General features: G+C 39.0%; 24 protein-coding genes and 1 tRNA gene. 12 read left to right on the top strand and 13 right to left on the bottom strand.

Annotated elements, in window-relative coordinates; translation table 11 throughout:
- The first annotated feature begins 11 nt into the window (after positions 1-11).
- The 9 genes from AKG39_RS12405 (at position 12) to AKG39_RS12360 (ending at position 11,451) form a co-directional block, all read left to right on the top strand.
- A complete protein-coding gene (locus AKG39_RS12405) occupies positions 12-1,724 on the top strand; it encodes a GH3 auxin-responsive promoter family protein (protein ID WP_050740720.1) in 1,713 nt (570 codons plus the stop codon).
- Positions 1,725-1,830: 106 nt separating this feature from the next.
- Positions 1,831-3,327: a GH3 auxin-responsive promoter family protein gene (locus AKG39_RS12395; protein WP_083439536.1), complete on the top strand. Its 1,497-nt coding sequence runs from the start codon at positions 1,831-1,833 to the stop codon at positions 3,325-3,327.
- Positions 3,328-5,067, top strand: coding sequence for an ABC transporter ATP-binding protein (locus tag AKG39_RS12390; protein ID WP_050740717.1), 1,740 nt, complete (start codon positions 3,328-3,330; stop codon positions 5,065-5,067).
- Complete coding sequence (locus tag AKG39_RS12385; protein WP_050740716.1) at positions 5,064-6,845, top strand: ABC transporter ATP-binding protein; 1,782 nt, start codon at positions 5,064-5,066, stop codon at positions 6,843-6,845. Before AKG39_RS12390 ends, AKG39_RS12385 begins: the two co-directional genes overlap by 4 nt.
- A gap of 127 nt (positions 6,846-6,972) precedes the next feature.
- Complete coding sequence (locus AKG39_RS12380) at positions 6,973-7,896, top strand: ATP-grasp domain-containing protein (protein WP_050740715.1); 924 nt, start codon at positions 6,973-6,975, stop codon at positions 7,894-7,896.
- Complete coding sequence (locus tag AKG39_RS12375) at positions 7,890-8,807, top strand: ATP-grasp domain-containing protein (protein ID WP_050740714.1); 918 nt, start codon at positions 7,890-7,892, stop codon at positions 8,805-8,807. Before AKG39_RS12380 ends, AKG39_RS12375 begins: the two co-directional genes overlap by 7 nt.
- 90 nt (positions 8,808-8,897) lie before the next feature.
- The gene (locus AKG39_RS12370; protein ID WP_050740713.1) at positions 8,898-9,119 is read left to right on the top strand and encodes a hypothetical protein; all 222 of its coding nucleotides are present in this window, start codon (positions 8,898-8,900) and stop codon (positions 9,117-9,119) included.
- 318 nt (positions 9,120-9,437) lie between these two features.
- On the top strand, positions 9,438-10,118 hold the full coding sequence (locus tag AKG39_RS12365; RefSeq protein WP_050740712.1) for a DUF2786 domain-containing protein: 681 nt from the start codon (positions 9,438-9,440) through the stop codon (positions 10,116-10,118).
- 76 nt (positions 10,119-10,194) lie between these two features.
- Complete coding sequence (locus AKG39_RS12360; RefSeq protein WP_050740711.1) at positions 10,195-11,451, top strand: MFS transporter; 1,257 nt, start codon at positions 10,195-10,197, stop codon at positions 11,449-11,451.
- Between the two features lie 173 nt (positions 11,452-11,624).
- Here AKG39_RS12360 and AKG39_RS12355 read toward each other — a convergent pair whose 3' ends face one another.
- Positions 11,625-13,121: a glycoside hydrolase family protein gene (locus AKG39_RS12355; protein WP_050740710.1), complete on the bottom strand. Its 1,497-nt coding sequence runs from the start codon at positions 13,119-13,121 to the stop codon at positions 11,625-11,627.
- Positions 13,122-13,582: 461 nt separating this feature from the next.
- Here AKG39_RS12355 and AKG39_RS12350 point away from each other — a divergent pair, with 461 nt between their 5' ends.
- The 3 genes from AKG39_RS12350 to AKG39_RS12340 all read left to right on the top strand — a co-directional run bounded on the left by AKG39_RS12350 (position 13,583) and on the right by AKG39_RS12340 (position 15,751).
- The gene (locus AKG39_RS12350) at positions 13,583-14,902 is read left to right on the top strand and encodes a cation:proton antiporter (protein ID WP_083439535.1); all 1,320 of its coding nucleotides are present in this window, start codon (positions 13,583-13,585) and stop codon (positions 14,900-14,902) included.
- A gap of 214 nt (positions 14,903-15,116) precedes the next feature.
- On the top strand, positions 15,117-15,287 hold the full coding sequence (locus tag AKG39_RS12345; protein ID WP_050740709.1) for a type II toxin-antitoxin system HicA family toxin: 171 nt from the start codon (positions 15,117-15,119) through the stop codon (positions 15,285-15,287).
- A gap of 44 nt (positions 15,288-15,331) precedes the next feature.
- Positions 15,332-15,751, top strand: a complete 420-nt coding sequence (locus tag AKG39_RS12340) for a type II toxin-antitoxin system HicB family antitoxin (RefSeq protein WP_050740708.1) — start codon at positions 15,332-15,334, stop codon at positions 15,749-15,751.
- A gap of 297 nt (positions 15,752-16,048) precedes the next feature.
- Here AKG39_RS12340 and AKG39_RS19790 read toward each other — a convergent pair.
- The 12 genes from AKG39_RS19790 to AKG39_RS12285 all read right to left on the bottom strand — a co-directional run bounded on the left by AKG39_RS19790 (position 16,049) and on the right by AKG39_RS12285 (position 23,914).
- Positions 16,049-16,138: transfer RNA gene (locus AKG39_RS19790), tRNA-OTHER, on the bottom strand.
- A 542-nt stretch (positions 16,139-16,680) separates the two neighbouring features.
- Positions 16,681-17,370 (bottom strand): hypothetical protein, encoded by a 690-nt coding sequence (locus AKG39_RS12335; RefSeq protein WP_050740707.1) that lies wholly within the window; start codon positions 17,368-17,370, stop codon positions 16,681-16,683.
- Between the two features lie 330 nt (positions 17,371-17,700).
- Entirely contained in the window at positions 17,701-18,780 is a 1,080-nt protein-coding gene (locus AKG39_RS12330; RefSeq protein ID WP_050740706.1) for a YecA family protein, read from the bottom strand.
- Between the two features lie 364 nt (positions 18,781-19,144).
- Positions 19,145-19,567 carry a hypothetical protein gene (locus AKG39_RS12325; RefSeq protein ID WP_050740705.1) on the bottom strand — a complete coding sequence of 141 codons (423 nt, stop codon included), beginning with the start codon at positions 19,565-19,567 and terminating at the stop codon, positions 19,145-19,147.
- A 66-nt stretch (positions 19,568-19,633) separates the two neighbouring features.
- Positions 19,634-19,816 carry a MerR family transcriptional regulator gene (locus tag AKG39_RS12320; RefSeq protein WP_050740704.1) on the bottom strand — a complete coding sequence of 61 codons (183 nt, stop codon included), beginning with the start codon at positions 19,814-19,816 and terminating at the stop codon, positions 19,634-19,636.
- A 150-nt stretch (positions 19,817-19,966) separates the two neighbouring features.
- Positions 19,967-20,263, bottom strand: coding sequence for a hypothetical protein (locus AKG39_RS12315; RefSeq protein WP_050740703.1), 297 nt, complete (start codon positions 20,261-20,263; stop codon positions 19,967-19,969).
- 10 nt (positions 20,264-20,273) lie between these two features.
- Positions 20,274-20,459, bottom strand: coding sequence for a hypothetical protein (locus AKG39_RS12310; protein WP_050740702.1), 186 nt, complete (start codon positions 20,457-20,459; stop codon positions 20,274-20,276).
- 4 nt (positions 20,460-20,463) lie between these two features.
- Entirely contained in the window at positions 20,464-20,997 is a 534-nt protein-coding gene (locus AKG39_RS12305; protein ID WP_050740701.1) for an ERCC4 domain-containing protein, read from the bottom strand.
- A 283-nt stretch (positions 20,998-21,280) separates the two neighbouring features.
- On the bottom strand, positions 21,281-22,876 hold the full coding sequence (locus tag AKG39_RS12300; protein ID WP_050740700.1) for a YfjI family protein: 1,596 nt from the start codon (positions 22,874-22,876) through the stop codon (positions 21,281-21,283).
- Complete coding sequence (locus AKG39_RS12295; protein ID WP_050740699.1) at positions 22,873-23,451, bottom strand: CHC2 zinc finger domain-containing protein; 579 nt, start codon at positions 23,449-23,451, stop codon at positions 22,873-22,875. The genes AKG39_RS12300 and AKG39_RS12295 overlap by 4 nt, the downstream gene beginning before the upstream one ends.
- Positions 23,448-23,735 (bottom strand): MerR family transcriptional regulator, encoded by a 288-nt coding sequence (locus tag AKG39_RS12290; protein WP_050740698.1) that lies wholly within the window; start codon positions 23,733-23,735, stop codon positions 23,448-23,450. Before AKG39_RS12290 ends, AKG39_RS12295 begins: the two co-directional genes overlap by 4 nt.
- Entirely contained in the window at positions 23,732-23,914 is a 183-nt protein-coding gene (locus tag AKG39_RS12285; protein WP_050740697.1) for a hypothetical protein, read from the bottom strand. Before AKG39_RS12285 ends, AKG39_RS12290 begins: the two co-directional genes overlap by 4 nt.
- Positions 23,915-24,054 lie beyond the last annotated feature (140 nt).

Below are 24,054 nucleotides of genomic sequence, written 5' to 3'. Positions count from 1 at the left end.
GGTAATTGGACATGGCGAATTTAAATCAAAATGAAGCTTCAAACGTACTGTTTTCTGAATGCGGGGAAAAAAGCATTCCGGAATTTTTAAAAGAATTATCAAATCAAGCATTGATCCAAAGCTTTTATAAAATGAAAAATAATCCTGAAGAAACTCAATGGGCGGTTCTTCAGGATATTTTAAAGCATGCAGATAAAAGTGAATTTGGACAGAAAATGGGCTTTTCAGAAATAAAAACCGTTGCGGATTTTCAAAATATGGTCCCAATATCCCAATACGGTGATTATGCATCCGGCATTGAGGATCTGCAACGAGGGCAAGCGGATGTACTGTACAACGGAAAAACCCCAGGCTTTATTGCCACCAGTGGATCCACCGGCATCCCTAAACTAATTCCGGAAAGCAAAAATGGGGAACTGATAAAAGCCATGGTTTCTCAGCTGCGGACTATTCTGCTGTTAACTTTGGCACCGGAAGTTTTGGAACCCGGTAAAAAAATATTGGCCATTGCAAACCCCGCGGAATACGGAAAAACAGAAGGGGGGATACCCATTGGGTCGGCCTCCGGCCAGGCAGCCAAAGATATACCCCCAGAGATGCAGAGAAAAATGGTGTTGCCCATTGAACTAATTACCGCCAAAGATCTGAGTAATGAAGCCACCGATTATCTGACCATATTGTTCTCACTCAAAGAAAAACAGCTGGCCGGGGTGGTATGCAGTAACATCGCACATTTTAATATTCTGCTTAATAAGATGAATGCGTTTAAGGAAGATCTCATAACGGATATTAGAAATGGGCAGATCAGCAGCGAAATTTTAATCTCTGAGGGATTAAGAGAAAGCCTGAAGCATAAACTTAATCCGGATCCGCAACGTGCCAGGGAACTAGAAGACGTTTTAAGTGAACAGGGACATTTGGATATTGCCAGTATTTGGCCCGACTTTTCGGTTGTTTCCTGTTGGATGTCAGCCAGTGCCGAAAGAATTGTGAACGACATCAGGATGCGTTTGCCAGCACAGGTCAAATTTTTGGAATGGGGCTATGGCGCCAGTGAAGGAAAATTTAATATACCAACAAAACCCGATGACCCCGCAGGGTTTTTGTCATTGTTTGGATATTTCTTTGAATTCCTGGCAGTGGGTGAAGAAAAACCCCTGCAAGTCCATGAATTGAAAGCAGGCGGTTATTATGAACTCATCATCACTTCCTATTCAGGATTGTACCGCTATAATATGAAGGATATTGTTTATGTGTCGGAAATCGAGGCTCATTCACCACGAATTGTCTTTATCTCAAAGGCCTCAGAAGAAATCAAACTGGATGATTTTAATATAATGACCTATGAAATGGATACCTATATCAAACAGACCTCCGCCCAACACAATGAAGACATCCGGTTTTTTCAGATTATCACCGATCAGACCCATAAAAAATTAGTGTTGATTATTGAACCTCTAACCAATTCAACAATTAGTGGAATCTTTCGAACAAGCCTGGAAAACCTACTGATATCAGAAAACAAAGCATACAAAGAAAACCGTTTTCAAAATGTTATGAAACCGCTGGAAATAATCGTCGCCAAACAAGGGTATCGGGATTCCCTATTTACCCGCTCCATTATGACCGGCAAAAATGTCAATCAGACAAAGCTTAAAATAATGGTGGATGATTACCCCGAAGAAGAAAATATAATCAATTGGATAAAGGAAGATAATCGATGATGAAAATAATTCCCAAGCTGATCTATTCTCTCAACATTAAAAAGGGAAAAAAGAAGATAAAGCATTTTGATGAGTTAACGAAAAATGCTCCGGAAATAAATAAACAATTGAGGACTATAAAAAAAGTGTGCCTTTTTCGACTTATGACGACTACATCGAGTATATTGAAAAAATGCTAACCGGTGAGGAAGGCCTGATTACCAACGACCCCATTATCCATTATGCATTAACCTCAGGAAGTGTGGACAATCCCAAAAAAATTCCGGTGTCCGAAGACACGGTTAAACTGTACCGGGAATATGCCACCCAATACAGTTTTGCGGTGATCAGTGAAGCACTAGGTGAAAAATGGAAAAAAGGCCGGGGACTGAACCTGATGGAAGTCAAGTTTGAAACCTTGCCCAACGGACTTTTTGCCGGCTCAATTTCAGGCAGAGGGGTATACAGCATTAAAAACTTACTGTTTTTAATGTTTACCTCACCAAAAGAAGTGGTCTTTCCCACCGAAATAATGGATTCTAAATACATTCATCTCCGGTATGCGTTGATCGAGAAGTCCCTTTCCTATATTGTTTCGGCTTTTATGACCGGTGTCTGCGACCTGATGAAATATCTGGAAGCTAACTGGGAAATGATTGTCAGCGATATTGAAAATGGCACCATTAATGAGGACATAAAAATACCCGATGATGTCAGAAAAACATTATTGGCAAAAATAAAACCCGATCCCAAAAGAGCAGCCGCATTAAGGGCGGCCTTTCAAAAGGGCTTTGATGATCCAATTATTCCCCGAATCTGGCCGGAGTTTGCCTTTGTCCATGCCATCGGCAGCGGCGGATTTTCCGTCTATACCGATAAAATGCGCCACTATCTTGGGGATATTCCCATTTATTTCAGCGTTTATGCGGCGTCAGAATCGATTATGGCGATCTGTAGTGAAATGGAATCCCAGGCCTTTGTGCTTATTCCGGACAGTGCCTTTTACGAATTTATTCCCGCCAATCAGGAGGAAGAAACAAACGAGACCCTGACCATGGATCAGCTTGAAACCGGCAAGGATTATGAAATCGTCATTACCAACACCTCGGGATTCTATCGCTATCGGATTAAGGATGTGGTGCGGGTGGTGGGATGGTACAATAAATGCCCTAAAATTCAATTCGTCTACCGATTAAACCAAATGGTCAGCATCGCCGGCGAAAAAACCACTGAAGACTGCATTTCCTGGTCAGTCAGAGAATTTGTCAAAGAAGCGAAGTGCGAGCTGGTGGATTACAGTGTCTATGCGGATATCGGGGTATCTCCGGGCCGCTATGTCATCTTTATGGAAACCGAGAAGCGTTTAGCTAAAGACCAGCACCATGAGTATCGCCGAATCATTGAAGAAAAACTGGGCATTGCCAATCCATCCATTGGTGCTAAGGTGAAAAGCGGCGTTTTAAGCCCATCCGACATTACCTTTGTGCAGGAAGAAACCTATGCATTGTATCGCGACCTGATGATTATGCGGGGGATTTCCGGCAATCAGCTAAAACCTGTCAGGGTGATCGATACTCTGGTTAAAGAAAACTTCTTTTTTGCCCTGGCAGACAAGGAGTCCTAGATGGTAAGTTTACTCATAAGGTATTTAAAAGATTATCGAATCCAGATGATCCTGGTATTTGTTTTTGTTCTGAGTCAGGCCGCCTGTCAGCTGTATCTGCCCACGATGATGGGGGATATTATTGAAAATGGGGTAGCCCAGGGGAATACTGCCTATATTCTTCAAAGCGGGGCGATGATGCTGGGGGTTTCCCTGGTGGCCGCGGTGTGTATGGTCGCTTCGAGTTACTACTCCGCTTATGTGACCGCATCCTTTACGAGCAGAATAAGAGCGGACGTTTTTGACAAGGTGAAAAATTTTTCCCAAACGGATTTCAACCGTTTCGGAGCGGCAACACTGCTGACCCGGTCCACGAACGACGCCACCCAGATGCAAGTAGTGGTTATTAACGGCCTGCGCTCATTACTGCTCATTCCCATCACCGGACTCGGCGCGCTGATTATGGCCTTCAGGGAAAATGTAACCTTAACCCTGGTATTATTGGTATCCTTTGTAATCACAACCGTTATTATTGTGATTACAACATCCCGAAGCATGCCATTGTTTAAAATCATGCAGCAAAAGGTGGATCGGCTTAATCTCTTAATGAAAGAAAAATTAACCGGCGTCCGCACTATCCGAGCCTTTAATCGGCAAGACTATGAAACAGAAAAATTTGGACAAGCCAATCAGGAAGGCATGGACACCGCCTTAAAAGCTAACTATGCGGTGGCATTTTTCGCTCCCCTGATGCAATTAATGATGAATCTGACCATGGTAATCATTTTATGGCTGGGCTCCCAGGAAATTCAGCAGCAGATTGTCAGCCTGGGCAGTTTAATGGTGTTTATCCAGTATGTCCTGATGTTTATGTCGGCACTGAGCTTGGTCTCCGTGCTGTTAATGGCTTACCCCCAGGCAGCCGTATCGGCAACCCGGGTTAAAGAAGTCCTCGACGCCGAATTTTCCATTAAAGATAAACAAAATCCGATTACCCTGGAAAACATCACCGGCCGGATTGAATTCAAGGATGTTTCTTTCGGCTATAAGGGTGCAGAAATAAATGTCCTGGACCATTTGAATTTTGTGGCCGAACCGGGAAAAATAACTGCCATCGTTGGGGCCACCGGCTCGGGGAAAACAACCCTGGTCAACCTGATCATGCGCTTATATGAAGTCAGTGACGGCAGCATTTCCGTTGATGGCATTGATATCCGAGATTGCACTCAGCATGATTTAAGAAATGAAATCGCCTATTCGCCCCAGGAATCCATTTTATTCAGCGGAACCATTTTGGATAATGTCAAAACCGGTAATGAAAAGGCATCCAATGAAGAAGTGATTGAGGCCTTGAAGCTGGCCCAAGCCATTGATTTTGTGAATGGCCGGGAAAACACCATCACCAGTACCATTTCTCAAGGGGGCAGTGATCTTTCGGGAGGACAGCGTCAACGTCTCAGTATCGCCCGGGCAGCGGTCAAAAAAGCACCCATCACTATTTTCGACGACTGTTTTTCAGCACTGGATTTTAAAACCGATTCACTGGTCAGAAAAGGGATTCGCGAAAAATTTGGGGATAAAACAGTGCTAATCGTTGCCCAGCGAATCAGTACCATTAAAGATGCGGATCGTATTCTGGTTTTAGATAATGGTACCATTGTGGGTCAGGGTAAACATGCGGATTTGACACAGAATTGTTTTGTCTATCAGGAAATTCTAAAATCCCAATCGTACAATGAAGGGAAGGAGGAATCACTGTGAAAGCAAAACAGAAGAATAAACTCAAATCGAGTTTTTCATCAATCGCCGGCCGCCTGCAACACTACCTGAAGGATAAGAAGCACCTGGTCTTCTTTATTGCCATTGCTTTGATTGCCAGTACCATATTTATCATTTTTGCTCCGATTGTGACCAAAGATGTGACTGACAGCATTGCTGATAGCCTCACCCAAAATACCGACATCGACTTTATCTATATCGGGCAGCAATTAATACTCCTGGCGGCCCTGTATATTTTAAGTGCGGGCTTTGCCTACTATGCCACCATCAGAACCACCTATCTTTCTCAGCTTGTTATTAAGCGGTTAAGAGAAGATATTCAGGAAAAATTGAATAAACTGACCTTAAATGTCCTCGATCAAAGTGAACGCGGTGATCTTCTGTCCCGAGTGACCAATGATGCAACCACTCTGGACAGTGCCCTGGAAGGCAACGTTACCCAAATCCTGGTCCAGGGAACAACCATCATCGGGATTATGATAATGATGTTGGTTTTAAATGTTCAGCTGAGTCTCATTTTTTTCATAGCCATTCCCTTATCCTATCTGGTAATGAAATTAATCACCAAAAAAACGCAAATTTTATTCAGACGACAGCAAAAAGAGCTGGGATCATTAAATGGACTCATCGAAGAAGTTTACGATGGCCATTTAATTATCAAATCTTTTAATAATGAAGCAAAAGCCGCTGAAAAATTTGATGATATCAATCAGCGCTTTTTCAAATCATATTTGAGTTCGCGCTTTTATTCTGGCCTGTCAGCTCCGCTGATGAAGTTAATCAACAACCTGGCCTATATCGGCATTTGTGTCATCGGCGGTATTTTCGTTATCAACGGGACGCTGACCATTGGGGGGATTCAGGCCTTCCTCATCTATGCCAATAATATTGCCAGTCCCATCGCTCTGATCTCCAATAATTTAAATTTCCTCCAGTCCGGGGCAGCCGCCGCAGAGCGGATTTTTGAATTCCTGGATCGCGAAGAAGAAAAACCGGATCTGGCAACAGAAGTTTTAGAGGTTGAAACCGCACAAGGAAGCATTGAATTTAAAAATGTGGAATTTGGATATATTCCCGAACGGACATTGTTTCATGACGTGTCCTTAAAGGCCGCCCCCGGAGAAATACTGGCAGTGGTAGGCCCCAGCGGCGCCGGAAAAACAACTCTGGTCAATTTGCTCATGCGTTTTTATGAGATTAACCATGGCTCCATTGCCATTGATGGCCAAAACATAAAGAATCTTTCACGACATAATCTCAGAAGTGCCTTTGGTATGGTCCTCCAGGACACCTGGCTTTTTGACGGCACCATTGCCGAAAATATCGCCTATGGAAAAACCAATGCCAGTCGGGAAGATGTCATTTTAGCAGCCCAGAAGGCTCAATGCGATGAATTCATCAGGAAGCTCCCACTGGGCTACGAAACACCAATCGGAGGCGATTTTACCAGCTTGTCCGAAGGCGAATGCCAGCTGCTGGCCATTGCAAGAACCATTATTGCAGATCCCAAGGTATTGATTCTGGATGAGGCCACCTCTTCCGTGGATACCCGCACCGAAATACTAATCACCCAGGCTATGGAAGCCATGATGAAGGGTAGAACCACCTTTATCATCGCCCATCGGCTTTTCACCATAAAAAATGCCGACAAGATTATCTTCATGATGGAGGGTGATATCAAGGAAGTCGGCAGTCACACCGAACTGATGAACCTCAACGGTTTATATGCAAATCTCTATCTAAGCGCATCAGACAATTAAAACAGCGTAATTGCGAAAGTGTCGTGAGCTTTGCTGTCTGTTTATATAAACTGACAGCAAAGCAATTTACGATTTTGTTTGTAAATTTCGCAAAAAAAATTCGAAATAATAAATCAAGGAGGCTACTATGAAAGGCTGGTTGTTAAGAAATCCGGGAAAAATGAATGATCCTTCAATTGTAAAAATAATGAAGGTTGTGGACGAAAATAAAATTGATTTGACGGTGGTGGATCCGTTAAAGATCCATGTGATCTGTGATCATGAATTTGATGGCAGGATTTATGTGGGTGATGAAGTCATGGATGTTCCTGACTATGTGATTGCCGCTTTTTTCACGGAAAAAAACTATCACACCGCGGCGGTCCTAAGAATGCTGGAATCGGTTGGTGTTTTGTGCATCAATTCTTATGATTGCATTAAAAATGTCGATGACAAGCTGCTGACCTTTCAGAAAGTGGCCGAATCCATTGACGAGATTTACTTTCCCAAAACACTTTTAGTGACGGAGCAAACCGATGCCGCCTTTGTGAGCCGAGTTTTTGAGTATCCCGTGGTGATGAAGGTTATGCATGGCAGCAAGGGCAAAGGGGTTGTTCTGGTTAACACCGAAAAGGAAATGGATAACCTGCTCAATATGACCACCGCCAGCGAAATGGGTGACGAAATTATCATCCAGGAATGCATTAAGGCGTCCACCGGCCGGGATTTAAGAGTGGTGCTGTGCAATGGCAAGTATGACAACGCCTTTGTTCGTGAAAATAAGGAAAGCTTTCGATCCAACCTGGCAAAAGGCGGAAAAATAGTTAAGTATACCCCGCCCACAGCAGTGCTGGAAGCGGCCGAAAAAGTGGCGGAGCTGCTAAAAATTAATATGGGCAGCGTAGACTTCTTATTTGGCGAAAATGATACTTTCTACTTGTGCGAAGCCAACGCCATGCCGGGGATTGCCTTTGATCTCCATGAAATGTTTAAAAATTTAGTCAAACAGGTTGAAAATATGCCTAAACCGCTGTGGAAAAAACGTTTGGAAAAAGAGGGTAAATCATGCTAGGCTGGTTATTGGTCAACAAAGAAACCCTGGCGGAACCATCCATTCAGACAATCATTAAGTTAATTGAAAAAATGGTATTAAACATCAAAACCGTGGACGTCAGTGAAGTGCAGGTACTGTGCGAACCGGGAGTCATTGAAAAATGCTTTATCTCGGGGGATGCAACCGAAATCCCGGATTTTGCGCTATCTGCATTTTTCGGCGGGAATAATTATCAGAGTAAAGCCGTGGTGAAAATGCTGGAGTCCCTTAACGTTTTGTGTGTAAACAGCTCAGAAAGCCTCAATAATACCGCCGATAAATTATTGACCTTTCAAAAACTGGGCGCCGCTTCAAGCGAATTTCTCTTCCCCAAAACCGTTTTAATGACCTCAAAAACAAAGCCATCCTTTATCGGCAGCGAAATAGGCTTTCCCTGTGTTGTAAAAGTCATGCACGGCAGCAAAGGCAAAGGTGTGGTGCTCATAAAAACAGAAAAAGAACTGGAAAACATTCTGGATATTTACGCCGCTATGAACTTTGACGATCATATTCTCATTCAGGAATGCATTGCTGCTTCAAAAGGCCGGGATATGCGCATCATGTTAAGCGGCGGGAAGTACTCAACGGCTTATATCCGAGACAATGGCGATAATTTCAAATCCAATCTTTCCCAGGGCGGCGAGCTTCAGTTTCTGACGCCATCGGATCAGGTTATCGAAATTGCGGAAAAAGCCGCCGCTGTGCTGGACATTTATTTCGGGAGCATCGATTTTCTCTTCGGTGAAGATGATGCCTACTACATCTGTGAAGCCAATTCAATGACCGGTTTAACATATTCTGCGGATGCCCAGTCCGATAAAAAGAGCAATCCACTGCTCTTAACCCTGAAAAACATAATGGAAGAAGCCCAACGGCGAAAAAAGAATTAGTGTAAATTACCCTTGTTTATTTTCTCTTACTCTTCTATAATGAATTTATCGACCGTGTCCGGGAGAAATAATTCGAAGGGGGTAATGTCAATGACCCAAAATGAATTGATAGATATCTTCAACAATGTTCAAAAGAAATTTGATGACGAAATCACCGAAGAATTTTTTCTTCAACGATTGAAACCGTATGCTGACAGTGACGGATTAATTGAAAACCATAAATTGGTAATGTTCGCGTACAACGAATCATTAGCATCAGCAAAAGGTTTTCTTTTCGAAGTCATGTCAGAAATATTAGTGGATAAAGAATAATATTAACAAATCAGAAAAGTAAGTCCCGGGGACATTGATAGCATCATGTTGTCGGCATCATGGCGAACAGGCGGCAGCCTGTACGATCATGCTAGCCGACAACGATTTATCATTGTCCCTGGGACGCGTTTATCGACAACCTCAAGGCTTCGTACTTTTTTACGGAGCCTTGTTTTTTTATGCGGTCTTCTTTAGATCCACTTAAGATATAAAATATTTTAGTACTCAATTAAGATTTTACTCCTAAACAAGAATGATTTCTGTTAGAATAAGAACAAATTGGATATTGACAGAGGATAAAGGATAAAGGAGAAAAAAATGGATACAGCTGTTAGAGATCGAATAAAAAAACTGTTGGCACTGGGCAAAAGCCCCAATCAGAATGAAGCAAACTACGCCATCTTGAAAGCAAAAAAAATGATGGTTGAATATAAGCTGACTGAAAGAGATGTGCTTAGAAAAGACGAAATACCGATTAAAGTTGATACCAACATTTATTACACTACCCGAAAAGAACACTGGATGACCGGGTTGGCAGATGTCATTGCAGAGAACAATTGCTGTGTTTTTTTCATGATTACACCACCAGGCTCCCAAAAACACTACATTATTTTTTATGGTTATGAAGAGGATGCAAGCATTTGCACCGGTACCTTTGCCTATGCGGTGGATTGCATAAGATCCCAGCTCAAGCAAATCGTTAAAACACTAAAAGATGAAGAGAAAACAGGTACTGAGATTCGCAGCGCCTGTGAAAGCTTTGGCAAAGGTTTTTATGAAGGGTTGGAGGATATCTATCATATTCAGGAAGAAGAAAATCAGGAATGGGGCCTGGTGACGGTGGTTCCGCCAGAGGTAGCGGAGCTGCTCAAGGATATGAAACATGCGCAGCACCAAGAAGGAGCAATCCATCAGGATAATGAATCATTGTATATCCGAGGTTATCGCGAGGGAAAAACTTTTACAATACAAAACAAATTGGAAGGACCAGAGCTATAAAAAACAGGATCAACTCAGGATGGAATCTAACTTTCAATTAAGATAATCCCAGAACAATGGGATTAAGGAGGATCACATGTCTGATTTCAGAATCCCGGCTGAGAAGGATGATAATTGGAAAAAGAACATTATTCTTTTTTTGAGCAGTCAGAGCATCTCACTTTTTGGATCATCGTTGGTTCAATATGCGATTTTGTGGTACATCACATTAACCACCCAGTCAGGTGTCATGATGACCATCAGCATTCTTTGCGGTTTTTTGCCGACCTTTATTCTATCACCCATTGCCGGAGTATGGGCCGACCGTTATAATCGAAAAATGCTTATTGTTTTATCAGATGCCTTGATTGCGATTTCAACCCTAATATTGGCTATTTTATTTTTGATGGGATATGACCAAATTTGGCTTTTGTTTGTGATGTCTGCCATTCGCGCTGTTGGCGCCGGCATTCAAACTCCGGCAGTCGGAGCCATACTTCCTCAGATAGTGCCGGAAGACAGGCTTACAAAGGTAAATGGAATAAACGGGAGTATTCAGGCGATTGTAAATCTCATATCGCCCCTAATCAGTGCGGCGCTCTATGCAATGGCTTCAATGGAGGTGATTTTCTTTATTGATGTGATCACGGCAGCCATAGCCATTACCATATTACTGGTATTTTTGCGTATTCCTGTTCATGAGAAAGCTTTGCAAAAGCAAACCGGCAGTTATTTTAGCGATTTGAAACAAGGCTTTAAATATATTATAAATCAGGACTATCTAAAATTGTTTTTTATCTTTTTCGCTGTTTTCTTTATACTTGTTGCCCCGGTTGCGTTTTTAACACCATTACAGGTTGCCCGGAGCTTTGGCAGCGATATTTGGCGCCTAACAGCCATCGAAATTGCTTTCTCTGTGGGGATGATACTGGGAGGACTGCTCATGGCAACCTGGGGAGGCTTTAAAAATAAGATTCATACCATGACACTGGCGTGTCTGATGTTTGGAATATGCACAATTGCACTGGGTCTGATTCCAATCTTTGGAATCTATTTGATTTTTATGGCATTAACAGGACTGGCTTTGCCAATTTTCAATACCCCTTCGACGGTTTTACTACAGGAAAAAGTTGAAGAAGCTTTTCTGGGAAGAGTATTTGGGGTATTAGGGATGATCTCCACCTCAATGATGCCACTGGGCATGCTTGTATTTGGACCATTATCGGATTCGATTAAAATAGAGTGGCTACTTTTAGGAACCGGGATTCTTTTGTTTATTCAGGCATTCTTTCTGATCGGCAGTAAAGTGTTGATTGAAGCCGGCAAGCCGCCTTCGAATTTAAGGCAAACATAAAAGAGAACCGCAATGGTTCTCTTGAGCTCGTCAAAAAAATCGTCCCGGGGACAATGGTAAATCGTTGTCGACTGCATGATCGTACAAGCTAAAGCCTGTTCGCCATAATGCCGACAACTGATGTTACGATTGTCCCTGGGACTTACTTTACAGGGTTTGCTTTTCTGCTGAATTCAATCAATCCCAGTGACGCCGATGCCGCTGATATTGACAACATTCCCCAGTGCGATTTGAGCACCGCGAATTCCCTGGCGGCAATCGGTAAGGTCCAACTGATTGTTTCTAACAATTTTAAAACCATCAATGCCTGCTTCAAAATTTCCGGCGATGGTATTGTTTTCGGCAATCGAATAAACAGTACCCGTTCCATTCAGGCTAAGCGCACACGCCCAGGTTTCATAATCCTCGACGTTGAAATTTGTTGTGGCATTGATCACATTATTAGATACATTAACATAATTTATTGGGGGCATCGAATTATCTTCGGATTCATTGATGGTAACTACAGAATAAGCAAAGGTTCCGCCGGTAATAGTATTATTCATAATATGAATGTTATCGACATATGATTTTCCCGGGGTGGAATAACCGGTTGTCGAACTGCTCCGAATTCGAATCGCTGTGGATTGGAAGCCCATTTCCGGTTCATTGCTCGTAACTTCAAAAGTATTATTGAGGATATAGATACCATCGATAAAATTAGAACCCGCACTGATCCATATCAATTCATCAGCACCATGCTTTTTAACAAAGTGGTTGTTACGGATAATAAAATTAGAGGATCCTCTGGTTCGGGTGAAATTTTGCAGACATAATGGACCGCCATAGCCGTGGTATTCTCCCATTAAAGGGTTGGAATCCTGGATAAAGGTACAGCCTTCAATCAACAATCCATCGACCGCCCCGATGGTCGTGAAAAATGCGGTTCCAACAACACTGGCATCGTCGGAATCAAAACATAGATTTCTGAGGATTATATCTTTGCAGTTTCCAACATACCATAAATCGGCTTTACCGCCAAGTGGTTCCAGATAATCAGTGGTAACCCGCCATTTCAAGGTGAAATCCTGCATGACGAATGAATTGTAATCATCCGATGTGATGAATTGGTCGTCTGAGAACTCAGTCCGCAAAAATGGAGAGCCGCCATTCCCGGAGGCTTCAGGATCTTCCAGAATGCTGGGGAGCGCATAATTAAATTCGTCATCATACAAGAAGATCGTGCCAAATTTAGACTGTCCATACCAGCTTGAATTTTTTTTCAGAATGTATCCGTTAATGCGATAGACACCATCCGGAAAGTAAATATCCACGCCATTATCTTCGGCGGTCTGGATAACCGCCGTATTGTCAAACACACCATCCCCCAAACCGCCCAACTCAATAATGTTCGTTGCCATCCCCGGGTTCTCGAAGGATGGCGTATTATTGGCCCCGGCGTTGTAAGTGGGCTCGTTTATAACAGGAATATCCGATGAATTATTGTCGATGATTCCAAGGGCAGGCAATAAAGTTTGAAAAGCAATGTATCCAATGATCATCAGCACCGAGAATCCGGCGAGGAAAATAGCCGGAATTTTCAAAGGCTTTTTCATTATCCGAAAAACGATTAAGATTCCTAAGAATAGAATCAATCCTATGGTGCCAATTATAATAAACACGGTAGTCATTTTATACCTCCTCTTTTTATTGTTCATTTGTCTGAATATACCCAAAATAATAATGGATAATACATGAGCAGTGAAAAAAATTAAAAAGAGTATACATAACTGTCCCCAGGTATTTAAGCCGTTCTGTTTTGAGTGAATAACAGCATAGTTACAAAACAAAAAGATTTGTAACTAAATATATACAAAGTGTTTAATATCTGTTATAATCATGACGCGTAAAAAAAAAGTTGAAAAATCATATGAGTAACTGAATGGTTGGATTTAATTTTCAGCCATAATTGTTAATGGATAAAGACCTTTTTCGACACCAAAAACTGCGCGTTAAAATTGAATTTTGATAGAAGAGCACAATGGCGTGCACCTCTCAGACGTTAGTCTAAAAAGACAACGTTTGGAAGTGCGCTTTTTTTTGATCAAAAAAAATATTTAAACAAAGAAAAAAATTAAGAGGTAACAAGTTAATGGATGTAAATGTTGTAGAGCAAGCAGATAATCTGATGAGAATTTTGGCAATTATTATTTTTCTGGGAATTGTTTTGACGAAGGTAAGTAAAAAGATAAACATACCCGATGTGGTATTGTATATTGCGGCCGGTATAATTGTGGGCCCCGCTGTTTTTAACATAATCGATTTCAGTCAATTTGGTACAATCAACCAGCTGATACTTGAATTCGGCGCGGCATATATACTGTTTGACGGCGGCAGAGAAATAGCTGTTGGAGTGTTAAACGAAGTGAAGGTTACCGTTGGGCTGTTAGCAACGATGGGAGTATTAATTTCGGCAGTTCTTACCGGTTTCTTTGCCATGCATATCCTGCATATTGATTTTATATATGCCGTGCTGCTAGGTGCGGTAATTGCTTCAACAGATCCTTCGGTTCTGGTACCTTTGTTTAAAAACATGAACATAAGCCCTAAATTGAAACAGACCATCATATCAGAATCGGCTTTTAATGATGCAGCGGGGGCAATCATCACCTTTGCGATTGTTGCAATTGCAGCAGGCGGCAGTTTTTCTGTTGGCGGAAGCCTTTTGGATCTTCTCAAGACTGCCGGCGGAGGCATATTGGTAGGCGGAGTTGTCGGTTATATTGGGAACCAGCTTGTATGTGAAGGCAAATTCGGAGTATGCCGAGGATTCACGGCCGAGATGGCCATCGCTTCCGTTTTAGGCGCCTATGTTATATCCCTTTATATTGGCGTTAGTGGTTTCATGGCCGCTTTCACCGTCGGAATGATTTGTGGAAATAAGAGTATTTTTAATATAAAAACAGTTGAAGAGAGTCATGTGACACATGGAATATTTAAGGATGTTACCATTTCAATCATAAGGATGTTGATATTCATGTTATTGGGAATTCAGATGAATTTTGGGATTATTTCCCAGTTTTGGGGAGAAGCACTGATACTGATTATGGTTTTTGTGTTTGTGGTACGACCAATCTCAGTCCTCCTGACAGTGCCATTTGACCGAAAAGCAAAGTGGAATATCCGAGAGATCGCGTATTTGTGTTGGATCAGAGAAACCGGAGTTATCCCGGCTGCGTTGGCCGGTCTGCTTATTACCATGAACATTCCCAATGCGGAGCTAATATCCGCGGTAACTTCGATGGCCATCATTATTACTTTAACGTTTCAGGCGAGTACGGCAAAATACTTTGCTAGAGTGCTGAAGCTTGAGATTGAACCCGAAAATAAAGTTGAAATCATTCCCGGCAAAATAAATCTTGATAATCAGATTTTACGCCCAAGCGTCAATAGAAATTCGCATAAAATATAATGTTTTGTTTGATTTTCTGGAGGGATTTTTAATATAGCTATATCAGAAGAGGAGAACAAATTAAAGACCTCTTCTTTTTTTATTTCTGGTTCTGGTATTAATGGTGTAAATAGCTTTTGAACCCGTGGAATTAATGAAAAAATAAATTATACAGAATATGTCTTATTGACGAATGTGTTTTTAATGTGTATAATATAAGCATCAGGAGGCCTATATGAAACGTAGAGACTTGATAAAAAAGTTGGAAAAAATTGGTTTTGTGTTTGAACGTCATGGAGGTAGGCACGATGTTTACCGAAGAGATAAAGACACCGAAGAAATTCCACGGCACAACGAAATCAATGAAAAACTGGCAAAAGCGATCTTGAGGAAATGGGGTTTATAAAACCCTGCTTCCACTTGTCAAATAAGTAATACAGGAGGAACAAAATGAAAACTATCTTTCCCGCTATTTTTACACAAACAGAAGATATTGTACTGGTAGAAGTTCCAGACTTAGAAATTCTTACAGAGGGTGCCGACATGGCCGATGCGATTGATATGGTACGTGATGCCATTGGATTAAAAGGTATTTGTATTCAGGACGATGCCGGAGAAATTCCAAAACCTTCAAAAATAAATGAAATTGATCCTTCAAAAGGCACCTTTGCCGATGATGGTGAAGGGATTCTGTCATTGGTTGATGTTGATTTTTTGGACTATCGCAGACGGCTTGACAATAAAACGGTTAGAAGAAACGTGACCTTGCCGAATTGGCTTAATCGAGAAGCAGATAAGGCAAATGTTAATGTATCCAGAGTACTTCAAGACGCTTTAATGGAAAAATTACACGTTTCGAACCGAATGTAATTCGACGATGTGCAGCTTGATTTTGATACCGTAACTTGGTGCAATGGGAATGTGGATATAGCACCAGAAACCTTATACCAGGACAGTGTGGCCATACCAGAAGCCGGAGAGGTGTGAAACACTGCCTTATCATTGAAACTTAAAGTTTTGTCACTTCATCCCGTAAAGCTCAGTAACTTTTGTTATTGAGTTTTACTTATTTTAGAAGCTGTCCCCAAGGTAGCGGTTTTTTGATCTGCTTTCATGCTTGAACATAAAAAAAAGAGAGCCTCAATGGCTCTCTTGTGCAATTCTTATTGGTGGAGATGAGGGGACTCGAACCCCTGGCCTTCTGACTGCCAGTAAAGAAAGTGAAAATCAGTGAACTTTCATCTCGTCAATATATCCCATTATTAAGCCATTCTGTGAGTTTATCTTTTCATAAATGATCATAAATAATAACGAAATATATCATCAAAAAATCAAAATAAACACCAAATAAACACCAGACTATGGGTTTGAATATCCCTTTATATAGCCATTTCATAAGATTTCAATACAGAAAATACGAACAAAATATTTTAAACGGGTCTTTGTGATTTTCAGCCTATAAAGGCCATTTTCAAGCTATTAAAATAAGACCCAGAACTATACATTGAAAATCTCAGATAAAATAGCTCATAGAGGTGTAAAAGCATTATTTAGATGATCAGCGGTTATTTAGATCTTGTATCTATCGAAGATGTAATAAACAATTGAAATCAATTTATTAAAAATTCAGATCGTAATAATTTAGATTTAACTGTGAAAGCAATACGCAAAGATGTGTGGAATAAAAATAATTAGCTTACCAAATGATTTTAAAAGTGAAACCTTTGTAAGGAGTAATGGTAAAAGCCACATTTGGGGGGGCGTATGAGACTGGAATAATTTGCAAATATGCTTTAATTTTAATATTTGTTTCCGTCAAGATAATCGAATACCTTAAGAGATTTTTCTAATGCATTTTTATAATCTTTAAGAGTTTGTATGTTTAAATTTAAAATTCTTATTGCTTCTTCTGAATAATTGGCTGGATTATCTTTTGGATTAACTACTAAATTATTATATCTATTTTGAATTTCGGAATACAGTTCTTTGCTTAGGTCCCTATTTAAACAACTTAGTATTGATGCAGTCGTATGGATCATATCAATAGATTTTATTTCATCTTCAGTTAAATACCAACAAAATGAATTCAATATCTTTTCACTTTGTTCATGGGTTTCTTTGACTTTAGTATTAATAAATTCATTTAAAAAATTTTGTTCAGCTGCATAATATGTAATTCCACCTATAGCGCCATTACAAGTTAAATGGGCTATTTGGTTTTTTAATTTTTGTATGAATAGCCACATGGAGGGTTTCAACGTTGCTTGTTTTTTCTTTTGATATACATTTTCATTTATAAGTTCAATTAAAATAGCGAGAACTGCCGATGAAAAAACACCTATACATACAGCGAATCCCATATCCTTTATTTTAATAAGATTCAAATCAACATTACCTCTTACTATATCTATGATACTTGCATCCGATATAAATAAGATTGCACCTAAAAAACCAATACCAGCCGAAATTAACAACCATTTTTTCATCATAAAGTCCATCCTATTTATAGTTTTCATTTGTTTAAGTATAACACCATTCAAAAAAATTAAGCCAATAGTCGGTGGTCATATTGTTTATGCAGGAATATTACTTATTTTAATCCAATCACACTTTCAAGTGAATATGGATTACGTACTTTTTTGCGATAATCACATTTCTGTCATTCATCATGATGCTTTATGTAATTTTTTATAGCATAGTCACCGTCACAAGCATGAAACGCAACAGTTTCAATTTGTCCAAATCCTCTTGAATCCAAAGTATTCAATAAATCTTTAACAAAACTCATAGTAGTTACCTTTCATCTGAATAAATTAGTTTTACAAATTTTCAAAAAAATCCCAGGGTGTATCGCTGTATGAATATGAGGAACCATTTTCTTCTTCCATTGCTCTGTATAATGCCTCAAAGTTTGCATGAGCAATTAGGGATTGTTGTATATCTGCACCCCATTTTTCCCAAAGCCTTGGAGAAATAATAATAGCATCACTCCATCTAGGTAATTTATTATTTAAATAGTTCTCTCGTTCTTTAATTGGTAAATTCATAAACTGCTTTACGTAATCACAATAAGGCTTATCATCTTCAGATTGCCATGACCAAACACAAAATGATTTTTCATCATTTGGAAAGATATTCAAATATATACTCGATATGCAATTTTTCGAATGGATATCATTGATTTTACGACCCTCAAGATCAAATTCAATTTCTAACATTGCTGATACTGCAAACTGTAATCCGTAAGGGATTTCCCATACGGATGATTTAATTTTATTATAATCTTCAGTTAGCAAACAATTGTCAAACATTTTTTTCTTTATATCATTATCTCGTTGAGCTAAGTATAATGCCTTATTATATGGGGATAATTCTCGCATATATGAATTATCATTTAATATATCCATAATATTTTTTTGAGTTATACGCTCATTATTTATTTGTTCTTGCTTTTTATGGTAATGCCACGCAAAAGTCCTATAAGTAAATAAAAATAATTGTTTTGTCTCACACAAGAATTCGCGATCCTCGATATCTTGAAATAATACTTTATCATGATATTGGCAAAATCCTGTAAATACAGTGGCAATTTTTCTTCCTTTGCTTTGAGCGCTTTGGAAAAATAAATTTGATACACCGTCCATCGTTTGAACAAGACCATTGACAGCAATTTTATTCAATATTCTATTATTCTGGATAGCATGGGCATGAATAATCTTAGAAGTACATTCCGACTTATTCGGATGAAGACATTGTTTTATCCTTGATTCTTTTTTAACAGTACTCTGGTTTTTTAATATATTTTCAAATACCAATTCTTGTTTGCTTTTTCCTAAACAACATTTTTTGTGTTTTTTTCCACTTCCACATGGACAAGGGCTATTTCTTCCTAATTTCATTGCACCCACCTATATTCATTAATTAATTGCAAAAACAACTTAATTATAACATATTAACAATAAATCAACAAAACTGTAATGAATGGAGATTTAATCAAGAAATTTATCATGTTTGCAGCAAAAAAAAAGTGCCAGAGGCACCTTAACTATTTTGATATTAAAAATACAGGCTCTATAAAATACGTAAGCAAAGTTGATGGAGGTTTTTTATATTTTATACTCCTTTATTGATTTGCCATGAGAAAATCGGTGAATGCTCGAATCAACAGTCAAATGAAGGATTATGAACAGTTAACTTTTATAATTAATTCCAACTATATCAGTTTTTAGAGTATTCAAAAACTTGAAGAATTCTCAAATATCACTATACATTTTCATCTGATTGCATAAAGATCCAGGGATGGTTTTCAAATAACCATAAGTGAGCGGCTGTAAATTGCCAATTAAAGGCATATTTAACCATAACGCAATAGGGAATAGGCATGATCTTTAGCTTTCCATTTGGCTTAATATAAGTGATTTGTTGGGTACTCATAGCCCGGATATATTTAAAGACTTCCTCTGCTGGTTTCCGATCTTTAAAGAATAGAAGCAAGTTGTTGAAGAGGTGGCGTTCTTCATATGGCAATACATCCGGGTTTAAAATGTGCTCATTGGTTCCTGTTTTCACAGCATTACGATTTCCTAATGGTACGCCATGACCTTTAGAATTTTGATTACCATTAGGGGCTCCATGGCCTAATGCATTTTTATTTCCAATAGGAGCCCCAACATTTCTTTTGCCCATTTATATACGTCCTTTTAGATTATAGAAGCAGTGAAGTTTAGATCTTGATATGTGATTCATGGTGCTTTAAATATTATTATTTTCAATATTGTTATGAACCCACGTTTTGGCCTTTTCGATTGGTATATAATACCGTTCTCGGATTTTCACAAAGGGAAATGTTTCATCATACCGGTATAAGTGCCGGATGGTTGTCACTGGTATCCCTAAAATCTTTGCTATTTCTCTTGGTGTTGCTAATATTTGCATTATTGGCTCCTTTTGCGCTTTTATTTTTTAATATTAGGGTTGCTAATTTTACACATAGATCGAAGTGCTTCACCGCTTGTTAAAACCTAGAAAAGGTCCAGGACACATTTAAACACTTTTCTCTTAAACTTTAATTTTTTCATAAGCAATTTATTTTCTATATTTTGGTTTTTTTGTCCTAGGGCTCCAAACCAGCACTTTAACGGCTTCTTCGAATCCTAAAACAAAACCTTGGTACAATGAAACGCTCGCGCGTTCATTTGCAGCGCTTTCAAGTCGGTATCTCAAATTATTGTCTTTTACCTCTTTAAAAATTTCTGACAATTCTTTAACCATACCTCTTAATTCCGGGTTCTTATCATAATCTGACTTTTTTTCAACGTATTCCCATAAAGCATCTAAGCTTTCATTTCCAATACTATTCCAAATCTTTTGTGATTTATTCAAATTTTTTCTCCTAATTGTTTGATTGTTTTAAAACGTTCATTACAGAACAACCCTCATCCGCGACGCGATCAGCCAGTAATAATAAATCACGACCTTTAATACAGGCTTTTTCAAAGCTTTCTGCAATAACATCAACCATCACAGGCACACGCATTCCATATTCCGGATCTTCAAACATAAAAGTATATTTTTTCATAGCATTACCCCTTTAGTAATATATTTCTAACATGATAGTAAAGAACCCAATAAATGTACAAACCTGAATACTCAGGTTCAACAAACGCTAATTTCAAGCCAAATTCACACTGGAGAGAGAAGAGGGAAGAAATGAACGCCTTCTCACTGAATTTGGTTTGGTAGTTATGTTTAATAATATCCTCATACCCTCGACCTTCAATCATCAAGTGAACATCTGCCCCTGTTGATCTGATTAGTTCATCCTTGAACCGCTCACGGCCTTGAGTAAGGTTTCCAGACAACTCTTCTAGTGATCCTTTTCGTTCAATTACAACCGAGCGATCGAATAATAAGGGCCTTAATATCCCCATCTCTGGATGAGCCGGAATAACGGCTGAATAATCGCCAAAATTCAATGCTTTATCTTGATAAGGAATTGATTTCTTTTCCAGGCAGCTTTTAATGTGTTGATTGTTCTGTTCTCTGGTATCACAAATAATAATCATGGTCTTTAAGATTTTCTTTGTTTCGGATTCTGTATATCGATATAAGTTCATTTATCCACCTTTCGTGATATCTTCGTTTTCCGGATCCAATTGTTGGGACTCTATAACCCTGATCATGCCACCCAGATAAATAATGTCATAATTTACCGCTGGTCGTTGCTTTTTAGTTCCTTCGATGAGTTTTAACAGATTTCTCCAATCTATAATTCTAATTTAATTTTTGTGTCGTATTTGTCGAATGTCAAAATATTTTTATACGCGTTATATATGTTACAAATGTTATTAATGAGTAAACCCTTTGATTTATAACATATATAACATTTATAACAGATGTTTAGAAATTGAAGTGTAGTGGGTTGAGTTCGTAAATTGTTGCTGATTTTCTCCCACTTCGTTTTGCGTTATCTGGTTTAGTTTCGAGTAGATAACCATGATCAATGAGTATTTCCAATATTGGTTCTAAATCCGAAGTTACCTTTATCATAGGATTTCTACACATAATTAGAATTTCATTTTTTTTATACTGTTCTAGTGGGTTTTGTTCCAGTTTCCGCAATACAAACCTTACTTGTTTCATCTGATCATCAGCGCCCATTAAATTATAGGCATTCATTGAGTGTTTCAGAAAGTACCCGCCAATATCCATAGCATTGGCCATGGTAACCATGCTTACAGGTTCATTATTGATTAATCTTTCATAATCCATACAATGGAGTAATCCGGAAATTCTTAAAACTGCACCATGTAATTTGCTGGCAAAATCAGTTATGCTGTTTAAGTCATTGCCCTCTTGCTGTCTTTTTTCGATATCTTCATAAAATAGCCGGTAAGCATCCGTTGCTTCAGCTGATAATTTAATAATTATTGGATCATCGTTTTTAATTTCTAGTAAGCTATAAATCAAATCTCTATATGTGAGCTCATATATAGGTTTTATTGGGATGGTATCAAAACCACGATGACCTACCATCGAATTAGGCTTGCAATATAAAAATCGTGCTGTTAAACCTCTTCCTTTAAAAGTCCCATTATCAAACATGCCTTCAATAACATTACTTTGAACGGCTAAGAGGATGGTTAATGTAGGGTTTGGAATATATTCCCGAGGTCGCCCCCTTCGGTCAACACCGATAGAATCACCACAATGTGCCTTTAGTACTGTATCAATTGAAACCGTGTTTGAATATTTCCCGGCCAGGGTGTCAAAGAACCCACCCTCTGCTGATATGACAGATAATTTTCCGTCATTATCAGCCAATAATGATGTTAAAGCCTCTGCCGTAACATCATCTGCGATTAATCGGAGAGGTTTAATCTGTTCTGCTTCCAATTCTCTACACTCCGTTTTTAGTATATAGGCTTCATCTACTTTACTTCTGTCCTCAAGCAATTTAATCTGTTTTTCTTTTGCGTTAAGCTCTATGCGTTGCCTGTCAATTTCTGACTGTCTTTCTTTATTGATTTCTCTTTCATATTCATGAACATGTTTTGTCATGGCGTTGATTATGGCACTTTTTCTTTCACCTGGGTTTGCAATGATAACGGTATAGAGATTTAAAGGTTCAAAATAATCCGGTTTGCCTCTGATTCGATATTTCCCTTGTATAGTACCGGCAATGACCGCCAGGGATGCAACGGCACACATGTCGATAGGGGTGGCTGTACTTTCTGAAACGGCTTTAACATAATTACTTACTACCGATGGTAACGAATCCAGCGGGAAAGAAGGCAACATGACTTCTTTTTTTAATGGTTTTGGTTTTTCCCATTGGATGGTCAGATCTTTATTTGTGATTAAATGATCAATATTAATAGTCATCATTTCTTTTTTATGGTGATCTTCATTTTCCATTACCTGAATTTTTTCAAGAATCTTGATATTTCTCTCTTTTTCCATTATTGCTATTATTTCCTTTTGTCTTTCATTCACCCGGTCATCACCTCAAAACTATTTAAGTCTTTATATAATATGGTTTTTTCATCCGAGGTTCCCTTTAGAAGAATATCCAGAATATAATTGATTGCATCCCACTGGTGGACTGCATCAATATACAATGGGTGCATTGCATCTTCTTCATTTATTGGTTTGTATTCCTGTATGTTCATCCAGTAAAAGCGTGCAATCTGTGCGTATTCGCTATAGATTTTGTCACACCAGTGGTCAAATACCCTCATTAATTGCCGTTCTCTTTCAATTTCCTGCATTTTACCAATATCTGGCTTATAGTCTGTTTTAAGGTCCAAGTCAAGTCCAAAGTCGACGTTAATCTTTTTAACGGCTTGTAGAGGCTCCAACGAGAATAGTTTTTGGACTAAATCAATTGAAGAACCACCAACTCCACAAGAAAAACATTTAAACCGGTTATTTTTAAAGCTCATGCTTTCGTGATGATCATTATGAAAGATACATAGGGCTTTATGATTCCGGTAAACCTCAATCCCGTAGCGATGGGCCACCACTAAAATATCAAGATTTTTCTTAATGTGATCAAATGGGTCAATCATTTAATTAAACCAATATTTTTTTTGTATTCGGTCATTCGGTCACTGCCAATATGGGTAACGCTGGCTGTGGTTTCCTTTTCTGGTTCTTCGATGGGAATATGGTTCAATAAATATCCCAGCAAATCATCAAAGTTAATCAAGTGCTTTCGACCAGCTTTAATGCTCTTGATCTTGCCATCTAAGACTAAACGACGTATAGCACATTGTGTAAGGGCGGTGTGCTGGTCAAGAGCTTTTAATTCGGCAGCGGATTCTGGTACGGTTCGCATTCTCGGTATGTTCATTTATTTTTCTCCTTGCTTAATTTTTCAATTGCTTCAAAAATTTGAAATTTTTCCATTTCTTTTAGTTCGTGGCGCATTTTTCGAGAAAATGCAACTTCATGAATTCCTATAGCCTCAGCTATTTGCCACTGATAAAAGCCGGAATTTTTAATGAATTTTCTAACTTCTTTATTTTTCATTCAACAAAACCTCCTTAGATTTTCATTGACTACAAATGCAATCTATGAAATAATTATGACTACAATAATTATAGCAGTAAAAATAGAATGTGTAAACATATATAATGCTATAATTTATATTGACTACAAATATGTATTGA

The organism is Acetobacterium bakii, assembly GCF_001263355.1.
Classification (GTDB): Bacteria; Bacillota; Clostridia; order Eubacteriales; family Eubacteriaceae; genus Acetobacterium; species Acetobacterium bakii.
This window is presented reverse-complemented; position numbering and strand designations above follow the sequence as displayed.